The organism is Nostoc favosum CHAB5714 (genome assembly GCF_020829495.1).
In the GTDB taxonomy this organism is placed as follows: Bacteria; Cyanobacteriota; Cyanobacteriia; order Cyanobacteriales; family Nostocaceae; genus Nostoc; species Nostoc favosum.
Map to the genome: position 1 here is coordinate 32,802 of NZ_JAIVFQ010000023.1, position 15,425 is coordinate 48,226.

Annotated in this window: 16 protein-coding genes and 5 pseudogenes; 8 read left to right on the forward strand and 13 right to left on the reverse strand. The window is 38.9% G+C overall.

The window, feature by feature from the left end; genetic code table 11:
* Window positions 1–14: 14 nt before the first annotated feature.
* Genes LC586_RS17030 through LC586_RS41915 form a run of 3 tightly spaced genes read right to left on the reverse strand, consistent with a single transcriptional unit; the run spans window position 15 to window position 1,653 of the window.
* On the reverse strand, window positions 15–1,163 hold the full coding sequence (locus tag LC586_RS17030) for a helicase-related protein (RefSeq protein ID WP_229485948.1): 1,149 nt from the start codon (window positions 1,161–1,163) through the stop codon (window positions 15–17).
* Window positions 1,164–1,195: 32 nt separating this feature from the next.
* Window positions 1,196–1,267, reverse strand: coding sequence for a hypothetical protein (locus LC586_RS42675; protein WP_438822912.1), 72 nt, complete (start codon window positions 1,265–1,267; stop codon window positions 1,196–1,198).
* Window positions 1,255–1,653, reverse strand: coding sequence for a helix-turn-helix domain-containing protein (locus tag LC586_RS41915; RefSeq protein WP_369010527.1), 399 nt, complete (start codon window positions 1,651–1,653; stop codon window positions 1,255–1,257). The genes LC586_RS42675 and LC586_RS41915 overlap by 13 nt, the downstream gene beginning before the upstream one ends.
* A 76-nt stretch (window positions 1,654–1,729) precedes the next feature.
* Here LC586_RS41915 and LC586_RS41145 point away from each other — a divergent pair, with 76 nt between their 5' ends.
* From LC586_RS41145 to LC586_RS17070, 7 genes are all read left to right on the forward strand, one after another.
* Window positions 1,730–2,038: a site-specific integrase gene (locus LC586_RS41145; RefSeq protein WP_309143380.1), complete on the forward strand. Its 309-nt coding sequence runs from the start codon at window positions 1,730–1,732 to the stop codon at window positions 2,036–2,038.
* Window positions 2,039–2,065: 27 nt separating this feature from the next.
* A complete protein-coding gene (locus LC586_RS41150) occupies window positions 2,066–2,665 on the forward strand; it encodes a tyrosine-type recombinase/integrase (protein WP_309143385.1) in 600 nt (199 codons plus the stop codon).
* Window positions 2,666–2,786: 121 nt separating this feature from the next.
* Window positions 2,787–5,831 (forward strand): Tn3 family transposase, encoded by a 3,045-nt coding sequence (locus tag LC586_RS17050; protein WP_229485950.1) that lies wholly within the window; start codon window positions 2,787–2,789, stop codon window positions 5,829–5,831.
* A 157-nt stretch (window positions 5,832–5,988) separates the two neighbouring features.
* Window positions 5,989–6,213 carry an SDR family NAD(P)-dependent oxidoreductase gene (locus LC586_RS17055; protein WP_309143381.1) on the forward strand — a complete coding sequence of 75 codons (225 nt, stop codon included), beginning with the start codon at window positions 5,989–5,991 and terminating at the stop codon, window positions 6,211–6,213.
* Window positions 6,214–6,221: 8 nt separating this feature from the next.
* Window positions 6,222–6,425, forward strand: a complete 204-nt coding sequence (locus LC586_RS17060; protein WP_229485952.1) for a hypothetical protein — start codon at window positions 6,222–6,224, stop codon at window positions 6,423–6,425.
* The gene (locus LC586_RS17065; protein ID WP_229485953.1) at window positions 6,388–6,753 is read left to right on the forward strand and encodes a YdcF family protein; all 366 of its coding nucleotides are present in this window, start codon (window positions 6,388–6,390) and stop codon (window positions 6,751–6,753) included. The genes LC586_RS17060 and LC586_RS17065 overlap by 38 nt, the downstream gene beginning before the upstream one ends.
* A 177-nt stretch (window positions 6,754–6,930) precedes the next feature.
* On the forward strand, window positions 6,931–7,308 hold the full coding sequence (locus LC586_RS17070; protein ID WP_229485954.1) for a hypothetical protein: 378 nt from the start codon (window positions 6,931–6,933) through the stop codon (window positions 7,306–7,308).
* A gap of 302 nt (window positions 7,309–7,610) precedes the next feature.
* Here LC586_RS17070 and LC586_RS17075 read toward each other — a convergent pair.
* Both LC586_RS17075 and LC586_RS17080 read right to left on the reverse strand, forming a co-directional pair.
* A pseudogene (locus LC586_RS17075) lies at window positions 7,611–7,706 on the reverse strand (IS5/IS1182 family transposase); the annotation flags it as partial.
* Between the two features lie 175 nt (window positions 7,707–7,881).
* Window positions 7,882–8,142 (reverse strand): annotated as a pseudogene (locus LC586_RS17080) (transposase); the annotation flags it as partial.
* A 3-nt stretch (window positions 8,143–8,145) separates the two neighbouring features.
* Here LC586_RS17080 and LC586_RS17085 point away from each other — a divergent pair.
* Window positions 8,146–8,316, forward strand: a pseudogene (locus LC586_RS17085) (IS701 family transposase); the annotation flags it as partial.
* Between the two features lie 43 nt (window positions 8,317–8,359).
* Here LC586_RS17085 and LC586_RS17090 read toward each other — a convergent pair.
* The 8 genes and pseudogenes from LC586_RS17090 to LC586_RS17120 form a co-directional block, all read right to left on the reverse strand.
* Complete coding sequence (locus LC586_RS17090) at window positions 8,360–9,385, reverse strand: calcium-binding protein (protein ID WP_369010528.1); 1,026 nt, start codon at window positions 9,383–9,385, stop codon at window positions 8,360–8,362.
* Window positions 9,386–9,988: 603 nt separating this feature from the next.
* Window positions 9,989–10,174, reverse strand: a pseudogene (locus LC586_RS42680) (ISLre2-like element ISCst1 family transposase); the annotation flags it as partial.
* Window positions 10,168–10,542 (reverse strand): annotated as a pseudogene (locus LC586_RS17095) (ISLre2-like element ISCst1 family transposase); the annotation flags it as partial. The pseudogenes LC586_RS17095 and LC586_RS42680, both read right to left, overlap by 7 nt.
* Window positions 10,543–10,842: 300 nt before the next feature.
* Window positions 10,843–11,403, reverse strand: a complete 561-nt coding sequence (gene cysC / locus LC586_RS17100; RefSeq protein WP_229485957.1) for an adenylyl-sulfate kinase — start codon at window positions 11,401–11,403, stop codon at window positions 10,843–10,845.
* A gap of 41 nt (window positions 11,404–11,444) precedes the next feature.
* On the reverse strand, window positions 11,445–12,569 hold the full coding sequence (locus LC586_RS17105; protein ID WP_229485958.1) for a sulfotransferase family protein: 1,125 nt from the start codon (window positions 12,567–12,569) through the stop codon (window positions 11,445–11,447).
* 81 nt (window positions 12,570–12,650) lie between these two features.
* The gene (locus LC586_RS17110; protein WP_229485959.1) at window positions 12,651–13,076 is read right to left on the reverse strand and encodes a lipocalin-like domain-containing protein; all 426 of its coding nucleotides are present in this window, start codon (window positions 13,074–13,076) and stop codon (window positions 12,651–12,653) included.
* Window positions 13,077–13,112: 36 nt separating this feature from the next.
* Window positions 13,113–13,868 (reverse strand): SDR family oxidoreductase, encoded by a 756-nt coding sequence (locus LC586_RS17115; protein ID WP_229485988.1) that lies wholly within the window; start codon window positions 13,866–13,868, stop codon window positions 13,113–13,115.
* An 83-nt stretch (window positions 13,869–13,951) separates the two neighbouring features.
* Window positions 13,952–15,301 carry a cytochrome P450 gene (locus LC586_RS17120; RefSeq protein WP_229485960.1) on the reverse strand — a complete coding sequence of 450 codons (1,350 nt, stop codon included), beginning with the start codon at window positions 15,299–15,301 and terminating at the stop codon, window positions 13,952–13,954.
* Between the last annotated feature and the right edge of the window lie 124 nt (window positions 15,302–15,425).

A 15,425-nucleotide genomic window follows, 5' to 3' on the forward strand; every position in this document is an offset into this window, starting at 1 on the left:
CCTTAACTTTTCCTCTAAGAATCCGGTTTAAACCACTCATAGCAAATTAACTTGATGTCTTTTTGCTGGATAATTTCGATAGGTCTTATATCTTGGTCATCTGCAAGTTCCTCATATTGGTCAGTGTCTACAAAATATTCATCTAACTCGAAAATGAGTAAGTTAATATTTTTATGTTGTTTGAAATTCTCCCAAACTGCCTTAATATCTCGTTCATAACTACGGGAATTAACTGTGGTAATTACCTTTAAGACCCGTTCTTTGGTTTCTTCATCAATTGGTTCACTTTGAAATAAATCAGGCTGGGTGAGGGCATGATGAATATTTTGCAGGAGCTTTGACATTTGCGGCTTAATGCCTTTAGCCGTCTGCTGTTGCTGGAAAGATGTAAACAGATTGCCTATGGCTCTTTCTAAAACAGGGAAAATGCGGTTATCAAACTCAACTGGTGGTAATTCATCAGGTTTGGGAAAATCTGAGGATTGGCATTTAAGCCAGTTAAAGATGGTGCGTTTGTCGCTAATCAACCTATTAGGGTCTAGGGAGATAGCATTATCAATGCGTGGGTAAAAATGCCAAAAGTGCTTGTCTTGTACCCGAAAAGCAAAGAATATTCCCCCATCAGGAACGTTGGGATGGGGTATGGGTTTATTCCAGGTGCTATGAATACCAAAGGGAATATCATCAATTAGTTCCTTGCTTGCTTGTTGTAAAAACTCTAGTAACGGTAATCTCATCTCATCTAGGGATACCAAATCAGATGCTTGTTCTAGTTCCTCTAAAATGGCTTGTTTTTCTGCATCGGTGTCAGCCATCTTGAGTTTGTACAGTTCGTCTAATGATTTACCAGAAATAGTTTCACCTAGTACACTACCGTCTAGCCCTACTTCCCGGTCAATGGTAGCGATGCGCTCTTGTAATCTTCTAACTAGCCCTAATAAATCGTCTAGTCCCTGTTCTGGAAAGCAGTTGTAGATAAACAACTCGTCATAATCAGTGCCTAAGCGGTCAATGCGTCCTGCCCTTTGAATCATACGTACTGGGTTCCAATGCAGGTCATAGTTAACTAACACGCCAGCATCTTGCAGGTTTTGACCTTCTGATAGTACATCTGGCGTAGATATAGCGAAGCTGTCACCAGGGGCAAGATAGCCTGAAAGCATTGTGGAGTATGGGTTTGAGAAAAAAGAGTTGCTCATTGGGTTTTGACGGGCGTTTTATAAGCACAGCCACAGATTGGACAAAATCGGTGTCTCAAAGACAACACCAACTCACCGCAATTCGCGCAGTTGCTCGAATCGGTGTACCGCAGAGATAACAAAATTTGGCTTTGACGTGACTCCACATACGGTCAACCGCCGCGCCAGGATTCCAACATTGGGGACAAAACTTAACCCCTCTAACCTGAGATACTTCCTCACCCTTGATCACAGCAGAAAGATACTCTTGGGGTACACCAAGGGCGATCGCTAAACCTTGAAGCGTCCGGCGATTAATTTTAACCGTAAGTCCCCGCTCAATTTTCCCGACAGAGCGTCCATGTATACCAGCAGCATCCGCCAACTCAAACTGAGTTAAATTGAGTTTCTTCCTGATCCGCGACACATAACTGGACAAGGATTCAGATGGCTGAGGAGTTTTAAAAGTATTCATAAAAAGCTGTTAGTAACTGCTCAAAAGATATATAATTTATAAATAAAAAACCAAGCGAGAGAATACAGAAACAACCGTGAAATCGGCTGTAACTTTAGCCACTGTCACGACCGAATTTTTAGAGCGTCCTGGTCTAGCACTAAGTACTAGAGAAACCTATGAACTGACCCTCGGACTTTTACTGCAAAAGTATGGAAGTTGGTCAATAGAAATTATCAGTAAGCAAACATTAGTCGAGTATCTAAATAATCTTAGTCATTTAAAATACACAACACACCACAAGCATCAAGCAATACTACAAAGTTTGCTTAACTTTGCAGTAGAACAAGGGTATATAAAATCCAACCCCATCCGGGGACTAAAACAACGTCTACCTGAAAGATAGAAAGGCGAACATAAAAGCGACAATACAATAAGATATCTAACACAATCACAACTAAATATACTATATTCTGCCGTAAAAGATGACTTACGTTTTAGTGCAATAGTTTATTTAATACATCGCACAGGATGTAGAATAGGGGAGCTTTTAGCCCTAAATATAGATTCTGTAGATATCAAAAACCAGAAATTTCAAGTATTAGGTAAAGGTAACAAACAACGTTGGTGTTATTACAGTGATGATGCAGCTTCAGCACTTGCTAAATACTTCAAATACTCACGGCATAAAAACACAGATGCCTTGTTTACAGCACAACATCCAGTCACCCTAAAAGTAAGTAGAATCAGCTACCATACATTGCATGATTATTGGCGGGAGACAACCAACAAGTATCCGCAGCTTCAAGGAGTTCGCATTCACGATTTACGACATACATTTGCTACAGAACGAGTGGGATTAATCAGTATTGAAGAATTATGCTCGTTAATGGGACATGAAAGCATTCAGACAACTTTACGTTACGCTAAAGTCACCTCTCTACGAGACGCTCCGCGAACACAGAAATCAGAATCAGCCGCACGTCATGCCTTGAATATACTGATTAATTCCGATCTATATGCTGACCTTTAGGGCAATTATATAGAATCAATCAGTTACACTATGTTCTTCACCAAGAAACAGCATTTTATCTCAGTTAAAGATTCCTACCCCAAAGAAGCTAGAATACTGTTTGGTTGAAGAGTGAGACTTAATGAAAAAAACCTGGCAGCCAGAAGAATTAGTAGAGTATTGGACGCTACTCCCTCTTGAATTAGCACTACTAAATCAGAAAAATGACGAAAATCGGTTAGGTTTTGCTATATTGCTTAAGTTTTTTGAGATTTATGCCAGATTTCCAGAGAATAATCAAGAAATATCCAGAAGCGTTGTTGATTATGTTGCCAAACTTTTAGATATTTCCCCCCAAAAGTACTCTTATTACGATTGGCAAGGACGCTCCATAAAATATCATCGCGCTCAAATCAGAGAATTCTTTGGATTTCAAGAAACCAAAGTTACTGATGCTAAAGAGTTAACTAATTGGTTAGCTGAACAAGCACTAATTTATGAGTTAAAGTTTGAACAGCTAAAACTTGCAGCCGTGGCGAGACTACGGAATTTAAAACTTGAACCACCGACTGATTCCAGATTAGAACGCATCATTCGCTCTGCTATCAGAAATTTTGAATATAAATTTTTTAGGAACATAACTTCCCAGTTATCTAACCAATCTAAAAAGTGGATAGATGATTTTTTGAAAGAGAAAGCTTCAGATCAGGAATTAAATGATACCACACAAGTAAATCATGATAAACAACTGAATAATCCGGGATATATCCAATTATCTCAACAGTTAAATAACACGAAAAGCTCAGAAATCAACACTGACGTTCCCATATTAACATGGGCTGAACTAAAAACAGACCCAGGGAGAATTGGTGTAGAAAGTTTTCAAAAAGAAGTTGCTAAATTAGAGATTTTTGAGCAATTAGAATTACCAGCAAACTTATTTAAAAAAATTCCCACCAAAGTTCTCCAAGTTTATAAAAGTCGGGTAATTGTTGAACATTCTCGTGACTTACGCCGTCACCCAGAACATATCCGTTACACACTATTTACAGCTTTTTGTTGGCTCAGAAGTCAAGAAGTTATAGATAATTTAGTAGAGTTACTCATCCAGATTGTGCATCGCATAGGTGCCAACGCAGAAAAACGTGTAGATAAAGAACTTATTCAGGATTTTAAGCGGGTTCATGGAAAGAATAATCTACTATATCAAATGGCAGAAGCTTCTTTGAAAACACCTGATGGCACAATCAAAGATGTGATTTTTCCTGTGGTGAGTGAGGTAACTCTCAAGAATTTAGTGAAAGAATATAAATCTACAGGGAATGCTTACCGTGAGAAAGTTTATACGGTGATGCGCTCTTCTTATGGCGGATATTATCGCCGAATTTTACCGTTAATTTTAAACAAGCTAGAATTCCGTTCAAATAATGAAGTTCATCGTCCAGTTATTCAAGCGATATCTTTACTGAAAAAATATGCTGATAGTAAACAGCGTTATTATGATGCAGGAGAAGATATACCCATTGAGGGGGTATTACGTAGTGGTTGGCAAGAAATTATATTAGAGACTGGAGCAGACGACGAAATCAAAGTTAATCGCATTAATTATGAGTTGAGTGTGCTGCAAGCATTGAGAGAAAAGCTGAGATGCAAGGAAATATGGGTTGTAGGAGCTAATCGTTACAGAAACCCTGAAGAAGATTTACCTGCTGATTTTGAAGCTCAAAGATTAGAATATTTCCAAGCTTTGAAACAACCATCAGATGTGGAAATTTTTATTGCTAATTTGCAGCAATCTTTGGAGCAATCATTAACTTTATTGGATACAGGAATACCTAAGAACAAATTAGTCACACTTAAAACTACAGGTAAAAGCCGAATTTGTGTTTCTCCTTTGAATCCTCAAAATGAACCAACTAATTTGACAAGATTGAAAACTGAAATTACTAGACGTTGGCGCATGACTAGCCTCTTAGATATTCTGAAAGAAACTGATTTACGAGTTAAGTTTAGCCAACACTTTCAGAGTGTATCAACCAGAGAGGTTTTAAGCGATTATACTTTACAAAAACGCTTGCTACTTTGTTTATATGGTTTAGGAACGAATACTGGATTAAAGCGTTTAAGTGATGAAATTAAAGGCGATAATTATCAAGATTTACTCCATGTCAAGCGACATTTTATTCAGAAAGAACAATTACGCAATGCTATTGCCTGTGTTGCAAATGCAATTTTTACTGCCAGAATTTCTACTATTTGGGGAGAGGGTACAACCGCTTGCGCTTCTGACTCAAAAAAGTTTGGTGCTTGGGATCAAAATTTAATCACCCAATGGCACATCCGTTATGGTGGAAGGGGTGTGATGATTTATTGGCACGTTGAGAAGAATTCTGTTTGTATTTATTCACAGTTAAAAACTTGTTCTTCCTCTGAGGTGGCAGCCATGATTGAAGGATTATTACGCCACTGTACTGAGATGAAAGTGGAGACAAATTATGTAGATAGTCACGGTCAAAATGAAGTGGCTTTTGCTTTCTGTCATTTACTGGGTTTTCAGTTAATGCCGCGTCTTAAACGTATAAATATTCAGAAATTATACCGCCCGTCAACTGGAAATAATGATGCTTATCCAAACTTGCAACCGATTTTAACTCGTGCGATAAATTGGGATTTGATTCGCCAACAATATGACCAAATGGTGAAGTATGCTACTGCTCTGCGTTTGGGTATGGCAGAAACTGAAGCCATCTTAAAGCGTTTTACTAGGGGTAATTTATTACACCCTACTTATCAAGCCTTGGCGGAATTGGGCAAGGCTGTAAAAACTATATTTTTATGTAAATACCTGCATTCGGTTGAACTGCGGCAAGAGATAAATGCTGGACTCAACGTGGTTGAGAACTGGAATAGTGCTAACAGTTTTATTTTTTATGGCAAGGGTGGGGAGATTGCTACTAATCGTTTGTCCGACCAAGAATTAGCTGTGTTATCTCTGCATTTACTCCAGATATCTTTGGTATATATAAATACGTTGATGATTCAGGAGGTTTTGTCCCAACCCCAATGGATGAAGTTGATGAAGTTGGAAGATTTGCGGGCGCTTTCGCCTTTAATTTGGGGTCACGTTAATCCCTATGGTACTTTTCGTTTGGATCTTAATGTCAGGTTGCCAATTGAGACGGGGTAAATGTGTCTAAGAATACTAGTGTTCGTATGTCTCTTAATCTTATAGTCTGAAAGTCATCCACCGCAGTACTTTCAGGCTATCTTGCCCCTGGTGACAGCTTCGCTATATCTACGCCGTCTTCGGTACTAGTCGCAAGTCACATCCAGCATCAGTTGATGTGGAAATGTTGACACTCGATGTTACCTCTGATGACTCAGTGCAATCATGTATCAAACAGTTGCTTACACGGACTAATCGTATTGATTTACTAATTAATAATGCTGGACAAATTCATGCCAGTATGCTGGAAGAAACTTCTTTAGAACAAGCTAAGGAAATCTTTGAAACCAACTTTTGGGGGTCATTCAATAGGCAATCGATATTCTTGCAGCAGGTTCAATAATTTGGGTGATGTCTACGCCCCGCTTTGAGAGCGATCGCTACTTCCTCCATCCCCAGATTTCCTTACTCAGCACCCCATCACCAGCAACCATGTCTGTCGGCTGCCAAGGAAGAAGCTCAAATTCGCGGATGCCGTCTGTAATACGCTGGCTTGTGCTGACTTATAACCTTTGTAATGCCAATCATTTTTACTGGCGGAGTTGGCGAGAGTAATGAACCAGCTGAAGCTATAGTTGGAAAAAATTATGCACTCGCGCAACAGGTAAAAGCTGCTGATATTTTCACTGAAACTCAATCTCGCACAACTCACCAGAACCTCAAAAATGCTTTAGAAGTAGCGAATGCTCACCAATTAACCAAGTTGATTATTGTTAGCGATCCATTGCATATGAAGCGAGCTGTATCGATGGCACAAGGCTTAGGAATGGATGCACATTCGTCTTCCACACCGACTACCCGCTATCGCAGTTTTCACAGTCAGATGGAGTTTTTGAGCCGAGAAACTTATTTTTACATTGTCTACTTAGTGTTTAAAATCTAGCTGTAGTCCCTTACTCCGTAGCATTCAAACAAGAATTTGTATAAATAGTTTTGAAACCTTTTAGAATTAGATCCGGTCTGAAAAATTAAATGAACCAAATAACCAATATCATTGCTCTTAGTTGCAGCTTTGGTTGTAGTCATCAGGCGAGCGCTAGCTGAAATTTCAGGAGATTGTATGACAAGTTTTCAACGGATTCGGCACTTTTCTATTTTCAGTTTGATATTTTTGCTGTTTTTAACGATAGCTACTAGTCTTTTTGCTTATCAAGTTTCACCGTTAAGAGATCCGACTTTTCGCCCTGATAGCGCAAATGGAGGTTCATTAATACCTTGGATGCAAGGCGTAACTGAAGACCATTGGTTATTGCTAGCTAATATAATCGCGTTTTCTCTTTCTACAAATCTCACACTAATTATTTGGCAGGCGCGACGATTTCATCATCATAATAAGTGGATAAATTTCATAACTATGGCAGTAACATGGACGATGTTATTTGGTAGTTTTATGTTCACCTCGATAATTTACTTATTAATGCAGTGGCTAATTGATTAACGCAAGAGCCGTAGGACTTACAGAAATTATCGATCAAACCTAGCTATTGCAAAAGGTATATTATTTATTGAGCCGCTTAAACTTAAAGCAATAGCAAAAGGGTGCAATACCATTTTCTTTTCACTTTTTGGCACAGAAATACTTAATGTTTGCAAGAATAAATTAGCCTAAGGTTTTAAACATTTAAAACGAGTTAATCTTAGGAGTATTTGACAACAGGAAGTTTTGAAAGAGGTTGCCAGACGATAAGATTTGCGGATTATATCTAAGAGGGTGTTTGAAAAGTTTTGAGTAGTCAAATTTTATGCTAATCGCCTCACCATGATCCGGATCATGGCAAGGTAAATAAACGTCTCCGATGTTTGGGGCAATAACTCATAATCTCTGACCAATCGCCGACACCCCATTACCCGCATTTCTCACAAGCTTAAGGGGAAGAAGGGGCAGAGGGGCAGAGGGGCAGAGGGGCAGAGGGGAAAGAACTTACTCTCCCCTGCTCCTCTGCTCCCCTGCTCCCCTGCTCCCCTGCACAAGCGCAGGCTTTGAGAGATGTGGTGAGAAATCCGGGATTAGCCAACCAAAAGTACGCTCAACCACCCAACGTTTTTTGAGCAATACAAAGCCCTTGGTTTCTTGCGGTCGCAGAACCACCTGCACAATCCAACGACAAAAGTCTATCACCCACTGCATAAACGGTTCACCGTCAAAGCCGCCATCCACCCACAGGGTCGTCAAACGAAATACCTGCTTGTTTGACTGTTTGACCCGTTTGAGAACTTGCTTTCCCCCTTGACGCTCACCCACATTGGCAGCTGTAACCAAGACCCGCAACACTGTGCTATCCGCGCTTTCACGCAACTAGAATTAATGCGAACTCAAGAGTTAATTGAAAACTGGTACGAAGTCCAGAGAAATTTATCTCTTCAAGTAGCTTGCGACTTGATCCTAGAACAGCTAGCACAGAAATCTAGCTTAAATGCACATCACGATACTTCTGTCAATGCGTAAGTCCTGTGAAGAACAATTTTTTATTGCTTGTGAGAAATTCGGGTTAACCTGATACAACAAGATTGAATGGAGGGTTTGGAGGAAGTATGGTTGTGACAGCGTCATTAACGAAAATGTTACTACTGGTCAAGGCAAGATCGGGCGATAACGTCCCAAACCGGAATTGTTCGCTCCCGCCTATACCATCTACATCAAAGAACAGCGCACCATTAGTGTTGTCGTAGATAAACCTATCACTAGAATCACCCGCTGCTGCACCAATTATGAACTGATCGGACTCAATAGCAGCACCTGCTATTAACCCACCACCGAAACTAAGAGCAGAGACACTGATAGTATCATCAGCAACCGTAAAGTCTCTAATTTCGTCAATCTCTTTTGTTAGGATACCGAAAACAAACGTATCAGCACCAGCACCACCCACTAGAGTATCTGTGCCCAACCCGCCACTCAGAACGTCTACGCCATTTCCACCAAACAGAACGTCGTTGCCATCGTTACCAAACAGAACGTCGTCGCCGTCTTCGCCATTCACAACGTCGTCGCCGTTGCCGCCACTCAGAGCGTCTCTGAAAGTGCCGCCATTCAGAACGTCGTTGCCGTCGTCGCCAAACATAACGTCGCTGTCATTGCCGCCATTCAGAACGTCGTTGCCGTCGTTACCATTTATTAAGTCTTGGCCATCCCCGCCATTTAGAATGTCGTTATCATCGCTGCCACTCAGAACATCGATCCCATCACCGCCATTTAGAATGTCGTTACTATCTTCGCCAAACAGAGCGTCATTGCCATCACCCCCAAACAAAACGTCTACGGCATTGCTACCAAAGAGAGCGTCATTGCCATCACCGCCAAACAAAGCGTTAAGGAAAGCAGTACCACTATTGCCGGCAAACAGAGAGTCGTCGCCAGCTTCGCCAAACAGAAAGTCGTCATTAGCGCCGCCATCTATAATATCGTTGCCAGGTCCACCACTTACAACGTCGGGATTAGCGTCGGCAAATATAATGTCACTTTCTTCAGTCCCTGTTATGACGTTTCTTTCGGTGGTGCCAATAATGGTAGCCATACATGTTTCTCCTTGATTTGATGTATAACATCATTTAATTCCTAGTAAACTTTATCACTTGCTAATTTTCAATAGCAACTATCATTAGCAGGTTGACTAATGTCAAATATGCTGTTAAAAATTGCTTCTTAACTGCTTTTTAACTGTTATTAACGTATTTTTAACGGGAATTCGATCTCGCTAAAAAGCGCTATTTGGGAAACTTTTCCAGGCTCGGCTAATTTATTTTTTAAGGCAGCGCTACCAAAGTGCCAAAACTGTTAATAAGACGTTAACAACTTTTTAACATAAGCTATAGGCAGCATATTTCTCGCATAAACCGCCGACCGGGGGGAGCAATGCGATTTTGTGAGATGATTCCAAATTGGGTGCGATGCCTACGGCGGGCTGCGCCTACGCTAATCTCCACACTGAGACAAAAAGTCATTTAAATAACTTTTAATTAAAGAATTTGTACTAAAATTTATCTTTTTGAAATATCTCAAAAAGATTTCTAGTCAAGCACTTGAAGCTTATTTAACTAAACTGTCTACGTCAACAGATAGGAAGAGGAGTATTTATTATTACAATAAAAATTTTTAGTCCCAGTTTAAGGTATAAAATTTAGCCAAATGCTTGAGGGTTGATGAAAGACGTGAAGATGGAATAACTTTTGTTATTCCAACTTTTAGTCATCCATTGACATCGCAGATGTAGGATAATTTCTGCATTATCTTGTTACCAAAATTTACTATTTCCCTTTATTCTTAAATTGACCACTAGCCGGATTAAACTTTCAATAGCCCTTGATTTGTGGCTTTATTTTTCTCGTTTATTTTTTCTGTTATTTTTACCACGTATAGTAATTTTAGAGTCATTAAAACATTTCCAATAGTTAATATTTATCGTTTTCTATAATCGTGTTTCTGTGTTTTGGGATGCCACCATCCTTTTGTTTAACTAATGGCTGTTTGATTACCCAACTCTGATTGAGATAGATTATAGAATAATATAGCTATGCATTGACCTGCTAAAATTAACGCAGCTTGTCTAATTTTTTCTTCTCTTTCTTTAACAACTTCTCCATCCCATTCCTCGATATTCGTCAAATCTAAAACTTTCGTAATATGCTCTTGAAAATCTAATACTGAAAGACTTAAATTAACATTTGCATATATCTATTTTTCCATAAAAGTATATGTTTCCTGTTTCAAAAGTATTGGTACTCAGGAATTCTACCTTTTTTTATGGCTACAAAAAAAGACTGAACGCTCCTTCTTAGTGAGTTGTCTTATCTAAATATTATTACTATACTTGTCGTAATTAATATTTATTTATACTGATAATGTAATTAGCGATAACTGCGCCCGCCGAAGGCATCGCACCCAATTTGGAATCATCCCACAAAATCGCATTGCTCCCCTTCTGAATTGAGCATCGGCTGTTTCCCTATCTGACCCGTGTTTGTCAACCATCTTCTAAAAAAGAAAATGTGCGTTTACTCTGTCGATATAACCCAACTCCTCCAGCTTATTTAAAACCTTATTTGCGCTTTGTACAATGCTTTCTCGTTCAGTTGTACATTCGACTTCAGGGTGAAGTGGTACTTCGTAAGGGTCATCAATACCAGTGAAGCACTTGATTTCCCCTGTTCTGGCTTTTTTATATAACCCTTTGACGTCTCGCCGTTCGCAAACTTCTAATGGTGCATTGACATACACTTCGATAAAATTTCCAATAAGCTGCCGCATTTGTTGGCGAATATGGCGGTACGGTGAGATAACTGAAACTAAAACGATCACATCATTTTTGGTAAGAAGGTGAGCTACAAAGCCAATACGCCGAATATTTTCTTCCCTATCCTCTTTGCTAAAACCTAGTTGATTGCAGAGGTTCTGACGCATTACGTCACCGTCTAGGACTTCAACTTTATATCCCTGTGCTTGTAGTTTTTCTTCTACAAATTGACAGATAGTGGTTTTGCCTGCTCCACTGAAACCAGTTAACCATATTGTTACACCCCGTTGTTGTTGCCTCATTTTACATCCACTATTTAGTACTCTTTTTCTACCACTCTTTATCAAGATGACTTAGGAGGGCTGTATTGCCATTTATCAATAGTAAATTTCCACGCATCATATACCTTTGTTATTGTCTCTTCATCAAATAAGTACTTATTTGTTTCATAGTTAGAATGAGCATCAATATATTTTTGAAAATTTTCTTCGGCTTTTTCAAAATTCGGTAAATTGAGGTGTTCATATATTTTCTGAAGTTGTGCCAGTTCATGACCGACAAAATCCTCATACTTAATTTCTATTAAGTTTTCTTCGGGAATGAGGCTTTGATCAGCAAAAAACTTGTGCATTAACTGTTGATAAAATTTTAAGATATTTTCATCCAATTCTTGTTCACTGATTTCCTGTAATGCAAATGCTGGTAAAATATTTTGAGATAAATGCTTTGTTGAGGCATAGACTATATATGGATTTCTATAAATATGAATAAATTTTGCTGTAGGAAACACTTCCAAGAGGAGTTGAACTCTTGCTGTATTAGGAGGATTTTTGAGAACGAGTCTTTTGCTATCCATGTGTAAAGTTGCTTTCTTTAAAACATTTATATAATAATTCTTCCATTGCAACTTTCTTTCTTCAGAAACTTGGTGAAACAAAACAACATCTTGGAAATATTTACTTATGTTTTTTGAAAAGACTGCACCATGAATAAAAGAATAAGGAGAAATATTTCCTACTGCATACTCTTCCTCTTCAGGAAGAATATTAGAAGATTCTACATTATCCATTAATCTGGTTTTAGGACGAAAATTGTTTGAAATAAAATTCAATAGTTTTTGATGAGCTAAAAACATCTCTGGAGCATAGGCTTGACCTGTTGATACATATCCTAAATTTGGGTCTTGACTTATCAAATGGTGAAGATAAGTAGTACCACTTCTCCAATGCCCAAGTATAAAAATTGGTGAATGTTCAATTTCTAATTTTTCAAAATTTTTGTTATACTTAACTCTTTCTATTATTCTCAAAGGAATTCCTAAGCAGCTTATTAGCGATATATAAAGCGCTTTAGGTATATATTTTTTATCAACACCACCGTTATAAATAAGCAACTTTAACCAGTTGGTAAAGGATCCCATAGCGAGTGGATGAGAAGTTAACAATCCTATTTCTTGTTTCAAATTCATCTGTGTCTTAACCTGTTGTAAAGGTGCATTAGTAGATGTACAGTAGCACTTTTATTGAATGCTGGAAAACCGAACTTAATATTAAACGTGTTCCCAAATTAGATGAGCAGTTTGCTGCTGACCATTCACCAAAATTGGCGTTGTGCTCAATGACAATTTTTCGGCTGTAAATTCAAAGAAACGGTCTTGGTCTACAGCAATCCAATTGGGAAACAAGCTAGCTTCAATGTGATGAATAACTTTGTTTCCTTGGATTTCATATTTACCACAATAGGAGATATAAGTTTTAGCAGCAGTAGCTCTCTCTTCTATGTTCCCGGACATAATATCAGAAGCAGCAAACTTAGGGCGATTAGCAGACATGATCACTACAGACATATATCCGTCTGGTAAGTACATGAGATACCCAACCGTATCTGGTCCATATGGATAGGAAAGCTGACCATCAGCACCCCTGAGTTCATAAGATACCAATCGCCAAGTTCCAACAAATTGGTTCTGTATCATTGTTTCTCCTTGGTTTACAAACAGAGAATGTCAAAGTTACTGAGCTGTAAAACCTCCATCAATGAGCAGAGGGTGACCAGTGATAAAGCTTGCCCCATCTGAACATAGCCAGATTACGGCATTAGCCACTTCTTCTGGTTGACCAAAACGTCCAATAGGATGTTTTGCTAGCATGTGTGCGTGGAATTCCTCAGTACTATAAGCACGTTTAGCCATTGGTGTTTCGATCGCACCTGAACAGACAGCGTTAATCCTGATACCAGTTTGAGCTTGTTCTAAGGCAACAGCTTTTGTCAATCCAATTACACCATGTTTGCTAGCACAGTAAATAGAACCGTACATGATGCCGATCACTCCCCCGACAGAAGCATTGTTAACGATCGCTCCCCCACCCTGCTTAAGCATTGGAAGAATTTCATACTTCATCGACAGCCAGATTCCTTTAAGATTAGTATCGATGATGTTATTCCAATTATCTTCACTTTGCTCTATGCTCGGACCGATTATTCCCTCAACTCCAGCGTTATTGAAGGCATAATCTAAACGACCATAAGCTTTAACTGTTTTATTGATTAAGTTTTCAACATCAGCCGCCTGAGTCACGTCAGTTTTAACAAAGATAGCTTCACTACCAGCATCCTTGATAAGTTGAACCGTTTGTTCACCTTCTTCAACTCGACGACTGCCAATAACTACATATGCTCCCTTGCGAGCAAAAGCCAAAGCAGTCGCTTGACCAATGCCAGAATTGCCACCTGTCACTAGCGCAACTTTATTTTCAAATTCTTTCATCATAAAATTCTCATGATTAAATTTTGAGTAAATTGCCTACACAAACAGTTAATGCTCTATCTACTGCTTGGTTGCTCTTAGGGCTAGCGTTGCCCCACTACCGCCATTTTTACACCACCAGCAGGCACTATAAAAGATATTTGACGTCGTGGTTGCACAGGTTGTTTATCAAGTAGCGTTAGTTGATAGCGCGACAGAATAGTTGCTAATACAAGCTTCATTTCAAATAGGCTTAATGCTGCGCCGATACAGCGACGACTGCCCCCTCCAAAAGGCAAATACTCATAGATCGAAAATTGTTTTTCTAGGAAACGTTCTGGTCTAAACTGCTTGGGATTTGGATATAAATCTTCACGGTGATGAGTTTGGTAGATATCAATAACCACTTTTGTACCAGGTTTTAACTCATAGTCCATTAGTCTGGCAGGCTTTATTACTAAGTGTGGAAGATTTAGCGGCGCAATTGGATAAATTCGTAGAGTTTCTTGACTAATAGCAGTGAGATAAGGAAGTTGAGAAATGGAAAGTAGATTTGGAGAGTTACCCAGAGAATCAAGTTCTTTTAGCAGTTTATTATAAACGTTTGGCATATGGTGAATCCAGTATAAAGCCCAAGCCAGTGACCCTGAGGTTGTTTCATATCCAGCAATTAATAGTGTTAATAAAGTATCGTGCAACTCTTTATCTGTCATCCCCTCACCTTTTTCATCTCGACCAGATAGCAACAATGTCAAAATGTCATTATGTTCAGAATCAACTTGTTTTCGTCGTTCTTGAATTTCACTATACAGAACTTCATCAAGTTGTTTCTTTAGGCGAATAAAACGTCCCCACGGACTCCAAGAGCCTAAATCTTTTTGAAGGAAAGAAAAAAATAATAAAGTAGCATGAACTGGAGAAACTAAATAATTTAACCATGAAATTAGTAGCTTTTTTAGAAGCTGATAACGCTCTCCTTTGTACAAACCAAATACAACTTCTAAAATAACCTGTAAACTGATATCTTTCATGAGTTCATGTACTGAGAAAGGTTTCCCAGGTTCTAACTGACTCATAATTTTTTCAGTAATATTGCAGATTGCTATTCCATACTTTTTTATTTGTTCTCCATGAAAGTAAGGCATCAATAATTGGCGCTGACGTTTGTGGTTAACACCCTCTAAAACTGATATTGAGTGTTCTCCTAGTATCGGCTTGCTAAATTTTTTGAATGATTCTGTTAAAGGGTAAAACTGTTTTGATTCACTGGTAAAAATCTGTTCAATTGCTTTTGGATTGCTGACAAACACATGGGGACTATAATCCCAACCGACTTTTCCGAGAAAAATATCACCATAGCTTTGACTAGCAGCTTCTGTGTAACCTAAAGGGTCAAAAATCCACTGAAGCATCTGTATAGGACCTGGAGTTTTCGGACCATCAAGTAATATCATTTATTTATCTCCTTTTCAAGCATTAAGTAAGGATTTAGGTGATTGGTTAAGACAGCCAAGATTGGATGTACTAGTAGTTGAGCATCGAGTTGGAGGCTGAGGTTGAGACGCTCAACCTCTGACA